The sequence below is a fragment of the Cellulosimicrobium sp. SJTW-1 genome (assembly GCF_047716875.1).
Classification (GTDB): Bacteria; Actinomycetota; Actinomycetes; order Actinomycetales; family Cellulomonadaceae; genus Cellulosimicrobium; species Cellulosimicrobium funkei.
In genome coordinates, this window is the sequence record NZ_CP136680.1 from 3,973,360 (window position 1) to 3,988,407 (window position 15,048).

The window sequence follows — 15,048 nt, forward strand, 5'->3', positions numbered from 1 at the left end:
CGAGATGTGGACGCACGATAGCGCGGCGGTGTCGCCCACGTCACACCCCGGGCGAGACGGGTGCCGCCCGACCGCCGGGGTCTGGGAGACTGCATCGGGTGAGCGGAACGACCGACCTGCCGGCCAGCGCCGGGCAACGCGTGCTGGACGCCGTCGTGGCGGTGACGAGCGACCTCGACCTGCCGCAGGTGCTGCGGCGCATCGTCGACGCGGCGATGGAGCTCACGGGCGCCCGGTACGGCGCGCTCGGGGTGCTCGACGCCTCGGGGCGCGAGCGCCTCGCGCAGTTCATCCCCCTGGGCCTCTCGGACGACGAGGTCGCCGAGATCGACCACTGGCCGCACGGCGAGGGTCTGCTGGGCGAGCTCATCGACCACCCGGCGCCCATCCGCGTCCCGGAGATCGCCGACGACGTGCGCTCGGCCGGCTTCCCCGAGGGCCACCCGCCCATGCACACGTTCCTCGGCGTGCCGGTGCGGGTGCGCGACACGGTGTTCGGCAACCTCTACCTCACCGACAAGCAGGTCCCCGGGGGCGGGTGCGAGGAGTTCACCGCGGAGGACGAGGCGGCCGTGGTCGCGCTCGCCGCCGCCGCGGGCGTCGCCATCGAGAACGCGCGGCTCTACGGCCGGGCGAAGCAGGTCGGCGTCCTGGAGGACCGCGACCGGATCGCGCGCGACCTGCACGACGTCGTCATCCAGCGCCTCTTCGCGTCGGCCATGACGCTCATGAGCGTGCAGCCGCTCGTCAGCGACCCGAACGCGCGCACGCGCATCGAGGAGACCGTCTCCGACCTCGACGAGACGATCCGGCAGATCCGGTCCACGATCTTCGCGCTGCACACGGCCACGGACCCGGACGCGCCCTCGATCGAGGACCGGTTCCGCGCGCAGGCCGAGGCCGCGACGACCGTGCTCGGGTTCGCGCCCGAGGTCGACGTCGAGGTGGCGGCCGAGGGGTCGGGCGCGGGCGTCACCGACGGCGGCCCGAGCCTGCCGGCCGAGGTCGCGGACCAGCTCGTCGTCGTGCTCGGCGAGGCCCTGACCAACGTGGCCCGGCACGCGCAGGCGAGCCGCGTCGTCGTGCACCTGGCCGTGACCGCGCACGAGGCGCGCCTCACGGTCACCGACGACGGCGTGGGCATCCAGCCCGGCGGCCGGCGCTCCGGCCTGCGGAACATGCAGGCGCGCGCCGCCGCGCTCGGCGGGTCCAGCACCGCGACCGCCCGGCCCGACGGCGGCACGCGCCTCGAGTGGTGGGTGCCGCTCGGCTGACGCGCCCGTCGCGCGGCCCGCCGGGCCGGGTGCTCAGAGCGTCCGGTGCATGACGTGCAGGCCGACGAGCCCGTGCACCGGGTGGTCGAACGCCTCGGGGACGGTCGCGAGGATCGTGAACCCCAGCGACTCCCAGAGCCGGACTGCCCGCTCGTTCGTCTCCACGACCGCGTTGAACTGCATCGCCCGGTAGCCGTCGGCGCGCGCACCGTCGAGCACGGCGCGCGCGAGCGCCCGGCCGACGCCACGCCCGGCGCCGACGGGCCCGACGACGAAGCTCGCGTTCGCGACGTGCGCCCCGGCACCGGGGTGGTTGGGCAGGTACTTCGCCGTGCCGAGCACGGTGCCGCGGGCGCCGTCCTCCGCCGGGACGGCCACGAGGACGCGCGCCCCTGGGGCGTCGAGCCACGCGGCCCGAGCGTCGGCCTCGGTGATGTCGCGCGGATACGTGTACGTCTCCCCCGCGCGGAACACGGGCTTGAGCGCCCGCCAGATGCCCGGCCAGTCCGCGGGCGTCGCGGTGCGCACCTCGGTCGTCGTCGGGGTCACCCAGCGAGCGTAGTGCGCGCACCCGGCGTCAGCGCAGTATCCGCCGCCCCGTAACGATGCGCGGCACGACCTTGATGACGCGGTCGCGCGCGCCGGGCACGAAGGTCACGAGCGGCAGCGCGAGCAGCCGCGCGCGCTCCACCGGCTCCGTGACCTCGAACGTGCGGCCGACGAGCACGACGGACCACCCGGAGCGGGCGTCGGCGTCGAACGAGTCGACCTCGAACGCCACGACGGCGCGGCTGGCGGCCACCGCGAGCTTCGAGCCCTCCGCGGTCCGGAACACGACGTCCGGGCCGTCGAGCACGAAGTTCACCGGCTGGATCGCCGGCAGCGCGTGGTCGGTGTAGACGATCCTGCCCACGGGGACGGTCGCGAGGAGCGCGTAGCTCTCCTCCGGCGTGAGCTCCGCGAGCCCTGCCGAGGCGCGCGGGCGCTCGGCCGTCGCGAGCCCCCCGCTCCCCACCGGTGCCCCTGTCCCGGTCCGCTCGACTGTGTCCATCTCCACATCGTCGCGCCGCGGTGTCAGATCCGGGAGTGCCGAAGGTCCCGACGCCGCGCGGTCGCCCGGTCCGTGGGCGTCGGTCCCCGGACCGTGCGCGGGCGAGCCCTCGGGCCCCGTCCCGCCCTGCGGGTCGGGCCCGCCGTCAGGGACGCTGCGCCGGGCCACCGTGCTGCCGGTCCCCGGTGGGACCGCCCGCGCCCGGGGCGCCCTGGCGGGACGCCTCCTCCTGGCGCATCTCGGTCGCGAGGACCGCGACCTGGGTGCGGCGCTGCAGGCCGAGCGTCGCGAGGACGTGGGAGACGTAGTTCTTGACCGTCTTCTCCGCGAGGTAGAGGCGCTTGCCGATCTCGCGGTTCGTCAGGCCCTCGCCGATGAGCGCGACGATCTGGCGCTCCTGCTGGGACAGGCCCTCGAGGCGGTCCGGCGTCTCGTCCGCGGCGTGCCGCAGGCGCTCCAGCACGCGCGCGGTGCTCGCCGGGTCGAGCAGCGACCCGCCCGCCGCGACCGTGCGGACCGCGCCGACGAGGTCGGACCCGTGGATCTGCTTGAGGACGTACCCCGACGCCCCGGCGAGGACGGCCTGGAACAGCGCCTCGTCGTCGGCGAAGGACGTGAGCATGAGGCAGCCGACCTCGGGCAGCTCGGAGCGCACCTCGCGGCACACCTCGACGCCCGAGCCGTCGGGCAGGCGCACGTCGAGGATCGCGACGTCGGGACGCGTCGCCTTGATGCGGGCGAGCGCGGAGGCGGCGGTGCCGGCCTCGCCGACGACGGTGATGTCACCGGCGGCCTCGAGCAGAGCGGCGACGCCGCGGCGGACCACCTCGTGGTCGTCGAGCAGGAACACGCGGATCGGGTGGGGAGAGCCCATGCCCTCAACGTAGCCGGTCGGAGGGGGATTCTCGCGCGCGCCCGCCCGTGGCGCCGCGGGTGCGGGACCTTCGTCCCGGTGGGTCGTGCCGAGCGTCCCGCGCGTCGGGGGCGGTCGCCGGGTGCGGCGGACCGCCCGCGCGCGGTATCCAGGAGGTGTGGCAGGTGGCGGGACGACCGCCACGAAGGGGACGACAGGACCGAGGTGGTCATGGTGAGCGGATCGACGCAGCAGGTCGTGCTGGTCGGTGTGGACGGCAGCACGACGAGCGGCAAGGCCCTGGACTGGGCGGTGCACGAGGCGGCACGTCGGGGCGCGGAGCTGCGCGTGCTGCACGTCGCGTACGTGCCCGTCGTCGCGACGCCGTTCGTCGGCGGCGCGTACTACCCGAGCGTCGAGGAGCTCGGCGAGATCGCCGGCCCCATCCTCTCGGCCGCCGCCGAGCGCGCCGCACGCGTGGACGCGTCGGTGCCCGTGCGGACGCTGCTGCGCTCCGGCCCGCCCTCGGAGGCGCTGCTCGACGAGGCCAAGGACGCGGACCTCGTCGTCGTGGGGTCGCGCGGGCTCGGGTCCGTCGGGTCGATGTTCTTCGGGTCCGTGGGGACCCGGCTGGCCGCCCGCGCGCCGGTGCCGGTCGTCGTGGTGCCGCCGTCCGTGGACCACGTGGAGCGCACGACCGACGTCGTGGTCGGCGTCGACGGGTCCGTGCACGGCGACGCCGCGCTCCGGTTCGCGCTCGACGAGGCCGCGCGCACGCGCTCCCGCGTCGTCGCGGTGTGCGCCTGGCGCCTGCCCGCCGGGCCGCTGTGGGAGGAGAACCCCGCGTTCTACACCGCCGCCGAGCGGGACGCGCGCGCCGAGGCGTCGCGCACCGTGGAGGCCGCGCTCGCGCGCGTGCGCACCGCGGAGCACGACGACGTCCTCGTCGAGACGTTCGTCGTCGACCGCGAGCCGTCCGTCGCCCTCCGGGAGGCCGCGGCGGGGGCCGCGCTGACCGTCGTCGGGTCGCGCGGCCGCGGCGACCTGCGCGGCATGCTCCTCGGCTCCGTGAGCCAGGAGGTGCTGCACCACGCGACGCACCCCGTCGCCGTCGTGCACGCGGCGCGCGACTAGGGTGCCGTCCGCGCAGGGCGGGGCCGCCGTCGGGCCGCTAGCGTCGAGACCGTGAGCGACGACGCGCAGGCCCTCCCGCACGACCCCTCGTGGCCCCGGGCGGGCGACTGGCCCGGGCCGACGGGCGACGCCGTCGACGTCGCGCTGCTCGGCGTCCCGGCCTGGCGCACGTCGCTCTCGCCGACCGGCGCCCACGCGACACCCAACGCGGTGCGCGCCGCGCTGCGCCGGTACAGCCCCGCGCTCGTCCCCGACCGCCCCCTGCCCGACGGCGGCCCCTCCGCCCGCGTGCGACCCGTCGCCGGCGTCGGTGCCCGAGGCCTCGGAGAGCGGGCCGATCCCGTCGACCTCGCCGAGCTCACGTTCGCCGACCTCGGCGACGTCGACGAGCCCGACGGCGCGGAGGGCGAGGCCCGGACGCGCGCGGCGGTCCGGACCGCGCTGGAGCGCGCACGGCTGCTCGTCGCGCTGGGCGGCGACAACTCCGTGACCGTCGCGACCGCGCTCGGCGCGTGGGGCGACGACCTCGCCACCGCGGGCCTCGTCACGCTCGACGCCCACCACGACCTGCGCGACGGCGTGTCCAACGGGTCGCCGGTGCGACGGCTCATCGAGGCGGGGCTCGACCCGCGGCGGGTCGTGCAGGTCGGCATCGCGGACTTCGCGAACTCCGCCGAGTACGCGCGCCGCGCCGTCGAGCTGGGGATCACCGTCGTGCACGTCGACGAGCTGCGCCGGCGCGGGCCCGAGGAGGTGATGCGTGCGGCCATGGAGGTCGCGGGCGCCGCGGGCGGGCCGGTGCACCTCGACGTGGACGTCGACGTGTGCGACCGCTCCGTCGCCCCGGGCTGCCCCGCGAGCGCCCCCGGCGGGATCGCGGCGTGGGAGCTGCGCGCCCTCGTCCGGGCCGCGGCGCTCGACGGCCGGCTCCGCTCCGCCGACGTCGTCGAGGTCGACGCGACGGCCGACGCCCCCGACGGCCGCACGGTCCGCCTCGCCGCCCTCTGCGTCCTGGAGCTCGCGGCCGGCCTCTCCCTCCACCCGCCGACCGCGGAGCCGCTGCGGACGTAGGCGCCTCCGCCGAACAGGCGGTGCCGGCCGGCCCACCAGGTGGTCCTGGCACGACACGCGACCCGGACGCACCAGGACCACCTGTTCGACGCCGGGTGGGTCAGGGGGGTGGGTCAGGGGTGGGGGTGGCCGGATTTCCACGTCTTCGCGACCAGGGGGACGCCCGGGCGGTAGGCGAGGTGGGTGCGGCTCGGGGCGTCGAGCAGCACGACGTCGGCCCGGGCGCCGGGGGCGAGGTGGCCGACGTCGTCCCGCCGCAGCGCGAGCGCGCCGCCCGCGGTGGCGGACCACACGGCCTCGGCGACGGTCATCCGCATCTCGCGGACCGCGAGCGCCACGCACAGCGGCATCGACGACGTGTAGCTCGACCCGGGGTTGCAGTCGCTCGCGAGCGCGACGACGGCGCCCGCGTCGAGGAGGCGTCGCGCGTCGGGGTAGGGCTGGCGCGTCGAGAACTCGACGCCGGGGAGAAGGGTCGCGACGGTCCCGGCGCCCGCTCCCGACGTCGCGACGGTCCCGGCGACGGCTCGCGACGTCCCGTTCGGCCGCGTCCCGCTGTCGGTCCACGAGCCGGCGAGCGCCGCGACGTCGTCGTCGGTGAGGTACGTGCAGTGGTCCACAGCGGCGGCGCCCAGCCCGACGGCGAGGCGCACCCCCTCCCCCGGGCCGAGCTGGCCAGCGTGCACGCGCACGCCGAGCCCGGTGGCGGCCCCGGCCACGAGCACGCGGCGCGACTGCTCGGGCGTGAACGCGCCGGTCTCGCAGAACACGTCGACCCACCGGGCGTGCGGCGCGCACGCGGCGAGCATCTCCCCGCACACGAGGTCGACGTACGCGTCGGCCCGGCCCGCGTACTCCACCGGCACGACGTGCGCCCCGAGGAACGTCACCTCGGGCGTCACCTCGCGCGCGAGCCGCACGGACCGCTCCTCGTCCGCGACGGTGAGGCCGTAGCCGCTCTTCACCTCGACCGTGGTCGTGCCCTGGCGGGCCGCCTCGTCGAGGTGCCGGGCCAGCCCGGCGCGGAGCACGTCGTCGGACGCGGCGCGCGTCGCGGCGACGGTCGACCGGATGCCGCCCGCCTCGTACGGGCGCCCGGCCATGCGCGCCTCGAACTCGGCGGCGCGGTCGCCCGCGAACACGAGGTGGGTGTGCGAGTCGACGAACCCGGGGAGCACCGCGCGCCCGCCCGCGTCGACGGTCACGTCCGGCTCCCGTCCGTCCAGCGCGTGCCCGACGGCGTCCCGCGCCTCCCGGGCCGGGCCCGCCCAGGCGACCCGGCCGCCGTCGAGCAGCACGACGGCGTCCGTCACCAGGCCGGTCGGGTCGCCGTCGCGCGTGCCGGGACCGCCCGGGGCGTTGGTCGTCAGCTCCCCGATGCCGGTGACGAGGGTCGACCCGGGCACCGAGGACGTGCCCGCCGCGCGGCGACCCGTCACGGCGTCTCCCGCGCGGGGACGCGGAGCCCGCCGCGCTCGGCGGCGACGACCGCGTCGTCGTACCCGGCGTCGACGTGGCGCAGCACCCCGAGGCCCGGGTCGTTCGAGAGCACGCGCGCGAGCTTGGCCGCGGCGAGCGGCGTGCCGTCGGCGACGGACACCTGGCCCGCGTGGATCGAGCGGCCCATGCCGACGCCGCCGCCCTGGTGGATCGAGACCCACGTCGCGCCCGACGACGCGGCCGTGAGCGCGTTGAGCAGCGGCCAGTCGGCGATCGCGTCGGAGCCGTCGGCCATGGCCTCCGTCTCGCGGTACGGGGACGCGACCGACCCGGCGTCGAGATGGTCGCGGCCGATGACGACCGGAGCGCGCACCACGCCCGAGGCGACGAGGTCGTTGAACGCGAGGCCCGCGCGGTCGCGCTCGCCGTGCCCGAGCCAGCAGATGCGCGCGGGCAGGCCCTGGAACGCGACGCGCTCCTGGGCGGCGCGGATCCAGCGGTGGAGGTGGTCGTCGTCGAACAGGTCGAGCACGGCGGCGTCGGTCGCGGCGATGTCGCGCGGGTCGCCCGAGAGCGCGGCCCACCGGAACGGGCCCTTGCCCTGCGCGAACAGCGGCCGGATGTACGCGGGCACGAACCCCGGGAAGTCGAACGCGCGGTCGTAGCCGCCGCGACGCGCCTCGTCGCGGATCGAGTTGCCGTAGTCGAACACCTCGGCGCCCGCGTCGAGGAACCCGACCATGCCCTCCACGTGCCGGGCCATGGACTCGCGCGCGCGGTCGGTGAGCTCGTCGGGCTTCGCGGCGGCGTAGTCGGCCCAGTCCGCGAGGTCCACCCCGACCGGCAGGTACGACAACGGGTCGTGCGCCGACGTCTGGTCCGTGACGACGTCGACCTCGACCCCGCGTCGCAGCAGCTCCGGCACGACCGTCGCGCTGTTCCCCTCGACCCCCACCGACAGCGCCCGGCGCTCGCGCCGCGCGTCCTCGACGAGCCGGACCGCGGCGTCGAGGTCGTCGGCGACGACGTCGAGGTACCGCTCGCGCACGCGCCGGTCGAGGCGCGACCGGTCGACGTCGACCACGAGGCACGCGCCGCCGTTGAGCGTCACCGCGAGCGGCTGCGCGCCGCCCATCCCGCCGCACCCGCCGGTGAGGGTGAGCGTGCCGGCGAGCGAGCCCCCGAATCGCTTCGCGGCGACCGCGGCGAGCGTCTCGTACGTGCCCTGGAGGATGCCCTGCGCGCCGATGTAGATCCACGACCCCGCCGTCATCTGCCCGTACATCGTCAGGCCCGTCGCCTCGAGCCGGCGGAACTCGGGCCACGTCGCCCAGTCCCCCACGAGGTTCGAGTTCGCGAGCAGCACGCGCGGCGCCCACTCGTGCGTCCGCAGCACCCCGACCGGCTTGCCCGACTGCACGAGGAGCGTCTCGTCGTCCGCGAGCGTCGTGAGCGTGCGGACGATCGCGTGGTAGCTCGGCCAGTCGCGTGCCGCCCGGCCGGTGCCGCCGTAGACGACGAGGTCGTCGGGCCGCTCCGCGACCTCGGGGTCGAGGTTGTTCATGAGCATCCGCAGCGGCGCCTCGGTCTGCCACGACCGCGCGGTGAGGGTCGTGCCGCGCGGGGCGCGGACGGGGACGGGCGTGCCGAGGCGGTGGGTCGGCTCGTGGGCCATGGTCGTCTCGCTCCTTCGGGTCGGGTGGGTCTCAGGCCAGGTGCCCGACGGCGGCGCTCGCCGCCGCGGTCACGGCACCCGTCGCGACGAGGTGGGTCACGGCCTCGATCTCGGGCGCGAGGTAGCGGTCCGGTCCGGGTCCCGCGGCGGCCGTGCGCACGAGGTCGCGGACGGCGCCGGTCCCCCGCGCGGGGTGCAGGGACCCGGCGTCGCAGCGGAGGTCGAGGGCGCGCGTCGCGGCGAGCAGCTCGATCGCGAGGACGCGGCCCAGCCCGTCGACGGCACGGCGGAGCTTGCGCGCCCCGGCCCAGCCCATGGACACGTGGTCCTCCTGCATGGCCGACGACGGGATCGAGTCGACGCTCGACGGCACCGCGAGCCGCTTGAGCTCCGAGACGATCCCCGCCGCCGTGTACTGCGCGATCATCAGGCCGGAGTCGACGCCCGGGTCGTCGGCGAGGAACGGCGGCAGGCCCTCGTTGCGGGCCTTGTCGAGGAACCGGTCCGTGCGGCGCTCGCTCATGCTCGCGACGTCGGCCGCCGCGATCGCGAGGAAGTCGAGCACGTACGCGACCGGGGCCCCGTGGAAGTTGCCGTTCGACTCGACGCGCCCGTCCACCGTGACGACCGGGTTGTCGATCGCCGCCGCGAGCTCCCGGCGCGCGACGGCGGTCGCGTGGTCGAGCGTGTCGCGCGCGGCGCCGTGCACCTGGGGCGCGCACCGCAGCGAGTAAGCGTCCTGCACGCGCGTGCACTCGGGCCGGCCGTCGGCGTCGAGCGTGCGGTGGCTCGCCACGACGGGCGAGCCGTCGAGCAGCGCGCGCAGGTTCGCCGCCGACGCCGCCTGGCCGGGGTGCGGCCGCATCGCCACGAGGTCGGCCGCGAACGGCGCGTCCGAGCCGAGCAGCGCCTCGACGCTCGCCGCGGCCGCGACGTCGGCCGTCGTGAGCAGGGACCGCAGGTCGTGCAGAGCGAGGGCGAGCATGCCGAGCATGCCGTCGGTGCCGTTGATGAGCGCGAGGCCCTCCTTCTCGCGCAGAGCGAGCGGCGCGATCCCGGCCGCGGCGAGCGCGTCCGCGGCGGGTACGAGGGCTCCCGTCGCGTCCCGGACCTCGCCCTCGCCGAGCGTGGCGAGCGCCACGTGCGCGAGGGGCGCGAGGTCGCCCGAGCAGCCGAGCGAGCCGAACTCCCGCACCACCGGGGTGATCCCGGCGTCGAGCATCGCGGCGTACGTCTGCGCGACGACGGGGCGCGCCCCGGTGCGCCCGGTCGCCAGGGTCGCGAGCCGCAGGAGCTGGAGCGCCCGCACGACCTCGCGCTCGACCTCCGGCCCCGACCCCGCCGCGTGCGACCGCACGAGGCTCAGCTGGAGCTGCGCGCGCCGCTCGACCGGGATGTGGCGCCGCGCGAGCGCCCCGAACCCGGTCGAGACGCCGTAGTGCGGGCGGTCGTCGTCCGCGAGCCCCTCGACGACGGCGCGGCTCGCCGCCATCGCCTCGACCGCCGCGTCCGCGAGCCGGACGCGCGCGCCGTGCCGCGCGACGTCGACCACGTCGTCGATCGTCAGCGGGCCGTCGCCCACGACGACGACGCGCGCGGCGCGGGCGTGGTCGGAGACGGCCGGGGAGTGCGTCGTCGCTGCCATGCCCCCAGGACACACCGCGCCCCGCTATGACGGGAGCCCGCGGGGACGGGTTCAGTCTGGGATCCCAGACAACCGTCCATGTCCCCTCCCCGACCGCAGAAGCCGGCCCTCTACCGCAGCTACCGACGCCGCCGCCGCCGACGCCGCCGCCGACCAGGCCATCCCGGCGAGCCGAGCAGGCGGTCGTGGCGCGTCAGCTGCCCGGGACGCGCCACGATCACCTGTTCGGCACCGGGCGACGTGGGAAGGGGGCGGGAGGGTCGGGCGGCGGCGGGGTGGCAGCGGGTCAGGCGTTCACGTAGGTCGCTAGGTGCTCGGCCGTGAGGGTGGACCTCGCCGCCACGAGGTCGGCCGGGGTGCCCTCGAAGACGACGCGACCGCCGTCGTGCCCGGCGCCGGGGCCGAGGTCGATGATCCAGTCCGCGTGCGCCATGACCGCCTGGTGGTGCTCGATGACGATGACGGACTTGCCCGCGTCGACGATCCGGTCGAGGAGCCCGAGGAGATTCTGCACGTCGGCGAGGTGGAGGCCGGTCGTCGGCTCGTCGAGCACGATCACGCCGCCCTTGTCGCCGAGGTGGGTCGCGAGCTTGAGGCGCTGGCGCTCGCCGCCGGACAGCGTCGTGAGCGGCTGGCCGAGGCTCACGTACCCGAGACCGACGTCGTCGAGGCGCTCGAGGATCGCCGCGGCGGCCGGCACCTTCCCCTCGCCGGACGAGAAGAACGCGCGCGCCTTCGCGACCGGGAGGTCGAGCACGTCGGCGATGTTCAGCCCGCCGAGCGTGTAGTCGAGCACCGCGGCCTGGAACCGGCGTCCGCCGCAGTCCTCGCACGGGGTCGAGACGGTCTCCATGAAGCCGAGCTCGGTGTAGATGACGCCCGCGCCCTTGCACTCGGGGCACGCGCCCTCGGAGTTCGCGCTGAAGAGGGCGGGCTTGACGCCGTTGGCTTTGGCGAACGCCTTGCGGATCGGCTCCAGCAGGCCCGTGTAGGTCGCGGGGTTGCTCCGGCGCGACCCCCGCACCGCGCTCTGGTCGATCGTCACGACGCCCTCGCGCCGCGACACCGACCCCTCGACGAGCGAGCTCTTGCCCGACCCGGCCACCCCGGTCAGCACGACGAGCACCCCGAGCGGGATGTCGACGTCCACGTCCTGCAGGTTGTGCGCGCCCGCGCCGCGGATCTCCAGCGCGCCCGACGGCGAGCGCACCTCCTCCTTGAGCGTCGCGCGGTCGTCGAGGTGGCGCCCGGTGACGGTATCGCTCGCCCGCAGCCCCTCGACCGTGCCCTCGAACGTCACCCGGCCGCCCGCCGTGCCAGCACCGGGGCCGAGGTCGACGACGTGGTCCGCGACGACGATCGTCTCCGGCTTGTGCTCGACGACGAGGACCGTGTTGCCCTTGTCGCGCAGCTGGAGCAGGAGGCCGTTCATGCGGTCGATGTCGTGCGGGTGCAGGCCGATGGTCGGCTCGTCGAAGACGTAGGTGACGTCGGTGAGCGACGACCCGAGGTGGCGCAGCATCTTGATGCGCTGCGACTCGCCGCCCGAGAGCGTGCCCGACGGCCGGTCGAGGCTGAGGTAACCCAGCCCGAGCTCGACGAACGACGCGAGGTTCTCGCCGAGGGCGTTGACGACGGGCGCCATGTGCGGGTCGTCCAGGTCACGGATCCACGCGGCGAGGTCGGTGATCTGCATCGCGCACAGGTCGGCGATGTTGACCCCGCGGATCTTCGACGAGCGCGCCGACTCCGACAAACGCGTGCCACCGCAGTCGGGGCACGGCGCGAACGTCGCCGCGCGCTCGACGAACGCGCGGACGTGCGGCTGGAGCGAGTCGACATCCTTGGAGAACATCGACTTTTGGATCTTGGGGATGAGGCCCTCGTAGGTGACGTTGATCCCCATCGCCTTGATCTTGGTGGGCTCCTTGTAGAGGAAGTCCTGCATCTGCTGGTCGGTGAACTCGCGGATGGGCCGGTCGCCCGGGAAGAACCCCGACTCGGCGAACCCGCGCACCATCCACCCGTCGGCGGTGTACCCCGGGACCTTGATCGCGCCGTCGAGCAAGGACTTCGAGTCGTCGAAGATCTCCGTGAGGTCGAGGTCGGAGACGGACCCGCGGCCCTCGCACCGCGGGCACATGCCACCGTGGTAGATCGCGTTGCGGACGATCGTCTTCTCGCCGGTGGCGGACGTCATGATGCCGCTCGCCTTGCGCGCGGGGATGTTGAAGGAGAACGCCGTGGGCGGCCCGACCTGCGGCTCGCCGAACCGGCTGAACAGCACCCGCAGGATCGCGTTCGCGTCGGTCACCGTGCCCACCGTGGAGCGCGGGTTGGCGCCCAGCCGCTCCTGGTCCACGACGATCGCCGTCGTGAGCCCTTCGAGCACGTCGACGTCGGGGCGGTCCAGCGTGGGCATGAAGCCCTGGAGGAACGCCGGGTAGGTCTCGTTGATGAGGCGCTGCGACTCGGCCGCGACGGTGTCGAACACGAGCGAGCTCTTGCCCGACCCGGAGACGCCCGTGAACACCGTGAGACGCCGCTTGGGGATCTCGACGCTCACGTCCTGCAGGTTGTTCGCCCGCGCCCCCTCGACCCGGATGACGTCGTGCGCGTCGGGGTCCTGGCGCTCCGAGGTCGGGGTTCCCGTCGTCGTGGCCGTGCTCATGCGTGTCTCCTCGTCGTCGAGCCTCGTCGCGCGGTCGGACGACCGGTCGACGGCGCCGACCGCCCGCTCCCGGCAGCCCGGGGAGAGTCTGCCGGAGAGCCGGTCGGTCGGCGCGAGGTTGGGTGCGGTGCGTGGACGTCCCGGGGTGAGGACCGGCCGGGCGGTCGGGACTCATCGCGCCGTGCGTGACGGCGGCGCAGGACAGGGCGGCGGGACGGGACCGCGGCGGTGCGGAGGTCAGGAGCGCTGCTGGATGCGGATCTCGTTGCCCGCCGGGTCGCGGAACGCGCAGTCGCGCACGCCGTAGGGCTGGTCGATCGGCTCCTGCACGACCTCTGCCCCCGCGGCCTCGATCCGGGCGAACGTCTCGTCGACGTCGGGCGTCGCGAGGTTGACGCCGAAGTACGCGCCCTTGGCCACGATCTCCAGGAGGGCGCGCTTGTCGTCGTCGTTGAGGCCCGGGGTCGCGGCCGGCGGGTGCAGCACGATCGCGGTGTCCGGCTGGTCGGCGGGGCCCACGGTGATCCACCGCATCCCCTCGTAGCCGACGTCGTTGCGGACCTCGAAGCCGAGCACGTCGCGGTAGAACGCGAGCGACGCGTCGGGGTCGGTCTGGGGCAGGAAGCTGGAGTTGATGGTGAGGTTCATGAGAACGACGCTAGGACCGCCGCCCGGCCTGCGCTTCTCGATTCCTGACCGGTCGCGTGACGCGTCGCGCGACGCACGCCGGCAGCCCGTCCAGCCGCTCCGCGCCGGGGACGGCATCCGCGTCGGCGGCGGACGCCGTGCCCGACAGCGCGCCCGGTGCAGCGCCGTGCGCGGTGCCCGCCGCCGCGGCCGTCCGCGACTCCGCGGGAGCCGGGGACCCGGCGTCGGACTCGGCCGCACGCCGTCGGTACACGCTCGGCGGCACGCCGACGAGCTCGGTGAAGCGCGTGCTGAACGTCCCCAGGGACGAGCACCCCACCGCGAAGCACACGTCCGTGACGCTCAGGTCGCCGCGACGCAGCAGCGCCTTCGCGCGCTCGATCCGCCGCGTCATGAGGTACGCGTAGACCGACTCCCCGTACGCCGCCTTGAACTCACGGCTCAGGTGCCCGGCCGACACGTGCACGCCGGCCGCGAGCGCCGTGACGTCGAGCGGCTGCGCGTACTCGCGGTCGATCCGGTCGCGCACGCGCCGCAGGCGCGCGAGGTCGCGCAGGCGCTGGTCGTCGGGCGTCGTCGTCACGCCTCGATCGTGCCACGGGCCTACCGTGGCCTCCATGCCGAGCGACGTCCCCGCCGCGCGCCAGGCCGTGCGCGTGCTCGCGTTCCTCGCCGCGCAGGCGGGCCCGTCGCCCGCGGCCGCCGTCGCGCAGGGTCTCGGGCTGCCCCGCTCGACCGTCTACCACCTGCTGTCCGTCCTCGTCGACGAGGGGTTCGTGACCCACCTGCCCGAAGAGCACCGCTACGGGCTCGGGACGGCGTCGCTCGCGCTCGGGTCGGCGTACGCGCGGCAGGCGCCCCTCGCGCGGCTCGCGCGGCCCGTCGTCGCGCGCCTCGTCGAGTCGACCGGCGAGAGCGCGCACCTCGCCGTCCTCAACGGGCGCGAGGTCCTCTACCTCGTCGAGCAGCGCGCGCCGCGCCGCCCCACGCTCGTGACCGACGTCGACGTGCGCCTCCCCGCGCACCTCACCGCGAGCGGGCGCGCCGTCCTCGCCGGCCTGCCTGCGGCCCAGGTCCGCGCCCTCTTCCCCGGCGCCGCGGCGTTCGCCGACCGCACCGGCGTCGGGCCGCAGACCCTCGGCGCCCTGCGCGAGGTGCTGCGCGGCGTCCGACGGCGCGGCTGGGCGGAGGAGGACGGCGAGGTCACCCCGGGCCTCGCGTCCGTCGCGCACGCGGCCGTCGACCACACCGGGCTCCCCGTTGCCGGCATCGCCCTCACCTTCTGGGCCGACGACGCCCCGCCCGCCCGCCGCGCGGAGCTCGCCGCCGCCGTCGGGCGCGCCGCCGCCGAGGTGAGCCGCCGTCTCGGCGCCCGCACCACCCCGACCCGCCCGGCGGGCCCGACCGCCCCGAGGTAGAGCCCCGGTCTGCCGAGATAGAGCCGTGGTCTGGCGAGGTAGAGCCCTGGTCTTCCCCCTCGCTGAACCAGGGCTCTACCTCGCGGGACCGGGGCTCTACCTCGCGGGACCTGGGCTCTACCTCGGCGGACCGGGGTGGAAGCGGCGTTGCGTGCGGCCGACGTGCCG

Annotated in this window: 12 protein-coding genes and 1 pseudogene; 4 read left to right on the plus strand and 9 right to left on the minus strand. The window is 75.7% G+C overall.

Features of this window, described 5'->3' with window-relative positions:
* Positions 1-98: 98 nt before the first annotated feature.
* On the plus strand, positions 99-1,274 hold the full coding sequence (locus RSE42_RS17840) for a GAF domain-containing sensor histidine kinase (RefSeq protein WP_232322677.1): 1,176 nt from the start codon (positions 99-101) through the stop codon (positions 1,272-1,274).
* 33 nt (positions 1,275-1,307) lie between these two features.
* Here the strand turns inward: RSE42_RS17840 and RSE42_RS17845 are convergent, their stop codons facing one another.
* The 3 genes from RSE42_RS17845 to RSE42_RS17855 all read right to left on the minus strand — a co-directional run bounded on the left by RSE42_RS17845 (position 1,308) and on the right by RSE42_RS17855 (position 3,199).
* Positions 1,308-1,823, minus strand: coding sequence for a GNAT family N-acetyltransferase (locus RSE42_RS17845; protein WP_391513054.1), 516 nt, complete (start codon positions 1,821-1,823; stop codon positions 1,308-1,310).
* A gap of 28 nt (positions 1,824-1,851) precedes the next feature.
* Positions 1,852-2,325 (minus strand): pyridoxamine 5'-phosphate oxidase family protein, encoded by a 474-nt coding sequence (locus tag RSE42_RS17850; protein WP_415297436.1) that lies wholly within the window; start codon positions 2,323-2,325, stop codon positions 1,852-1,854.
* A 145-nt stretch (positions 2,326-2,470) separates the two neighbouring features.
* Positions 2,471-3,199, minus strand: a complete 729-nt coding sequence (locus tag RSE42_RS17855) for a response regulator (protein ID WP_081599919.1) — start codon at positions 3,197-3,199, stop codon at positions 2,471-2,473.
* Between the two features lie 213 nt (positions 3,200-3,412).
* On the opposite strand from RSE42_RS17855, the gene RSE42_RS17860 reads away from it, so the two are divergent.
* Positions 3,413-4,312, plus strand: a complete 900-nt coding sequence (locus tag RSE42_RS17860) for a universal stress protein (protein WP_170982150.1) — start codon at positions 3,413-3,415, stop codon at positions 4,310-4,312.
* Positions 4,313-4,363: 51 nt separating this feature from the next.
* Positions 4,364-5,383: an arginase family protein gene (locus RSE42_RS17865; protein WP_415297437.1), complete on the plus strand. Its 1,020-nt coding sequence runs from the start codon at positions 4,364-4,366 to the stop codon at positions 5,381-5,383.
* A gap of 113 nt (positions 5,384-5,496) precedes the next feature.
* Here RSE42_RS17865 and RSE42_RS17870 read toward each other — a convergent pair whose 3' ends face one another.
* The 6 genes and pseudogenes from RSE42_RS17870 to RSE42_RS17895 all read right to left on the minus strand — a co-directional run.
* On the minus strand, positions 5,497-6,822 hold the full coding sequence (locus RSE42_RS17870; protein WP_415297438.1) for an amidohydrolase family protein: 1,326 nt from the start codon (positions 6,820-6,822) through the stop codon (positions 5,497-5,499).
* Positions 6,819-8,498 (minus strand): urocanate hydratase, encoded by a 1,680-nt coding sequence (hutU, locus tag RSE42_RS17875; protein WP_391513058.1) that lies wholly within the window; start codon positions 8,496-8,498, stop codon positions 6,819-6,821. The genes RSE42_RS17870 and hutU overlap by 4 nt, the downstream gene beginning before the upstream one ends.
* Before the next feature lie 31 nt (positions 8,499-8,529).
* Positions 8,530-10,143: a histidine ammonia-lyase gene (gene hutH / locus RSE42_RS17880; RefSeq protein WP_415297439.1), complete on the minus strand. Its 1,614-nt coding sequence runs from the start codon at positions 10,141-10,143 to the stop codon at positions 8,530-8,532.
* 286 nt (positions 10,144-10,429) lie between these two features.
* Positions 10,430-12,814 carry an ATP-binding cassette domain-containing protein gene (locus RSE42_RS17885; RefSeq protein WP_415297440.1) on the minus strand — a complete coding sequence of 795 codons (2,385 nt, stop codon included), beginning with the start codon at positions 12,812-12,814 and terminating at the stop codon, positions 10,430-10,432.
* 237 nt (positions 12,815-13,051) lie between these two features.
* Complete coding sequence (locus tag RSE42_RS17890; protein ID WP_031316030.1) at positions 13,052-13,462, minus strand: VOC family protein; 411 nt, start codon at positions 13,460-13,462, stop codon at positions 13,052-13,054.
* Between the two features lie 226 nt (positions 13,463-13,688).
* Positions 13,689-14,081, minus strand: a pseudogene (locus tag RSE42_RS17895) (helix-turn-helix transcriptional regulator); the annotation flags it as partial.
* On the opposite strand from RSE42_RS17895, the gene RSE42_RS17900 reads away from it, so the two are divergent.
* Positions 14,080-14,880 carry an IclR family transcriptional regulator gene (locus tag RSE42_RS17900; protein WP_415297441.1) on the plus strand — a complete coding sequence of 267 codons (801 nt, stop codon included), beginning with the start codon at positions 14,080-14,082 and terminating at the stop codon, positions 14,878-14,880. The pseudogene RSE42_RS17895 and the gene RSE42_RS17900 overlap by 2 nt on opposite strands.
* Positions 14,881-15,048 lie beyond the last annotated feature (168 nt).

Bases quoted from the DNA above. Each gene is read 5' to 3' on its own strand.
- RSE42_RS17850 (WP_415297436.1), bottom strand. From the start codon at position 2,325: ATGGACACAGTCGAGCGGACCGGGACAGGGGCACCGGTGGGGAGCGGG.
- RSE42_RS17855 (WP_081599919.1), bottom strand. From the start codon at position 3,199: ATGGGCTCTCCCCACCCGATCCGCGTGTTCCTGCTCGACGACCACGAG.
- hutU (WP_391513058.1), bottom strand. From the start codon at position 8,498: ATGGCCCACGAGCCGACCCACCGCCTCGGCACGCCCGTCCCCGTCCGC.
- hutH (WP_415297439.1), bottom strand. From the start codon at position 10,143: ATGGCAGCGACGACGCACTCCCCGGCCGTCTCCGACCACGCCCGCGCC.
- RSE42_RS17885 (WP_415297440.1), bottom strand. From the start codon at position 12,814: ATGAGCACGGCCACGACGACGGGAACCCCGACCTCGGAGCGCCAGGAC.
- RSE42_RS17890 (WP_031316030.1), bottom strand. From the start codon at position 13,462: ATGAACCTCACCATCAACTCCAGCTTCCTGCCCCAGACCGACCCCGAC.
- RSE42_RS17900 (WP_415297441.1), top strand. From the start codon at position 14,080: ATGCCGAGCGACGTCCCCGCCGCGCGCCAGGCCGTGCGCGTGCTCGCG.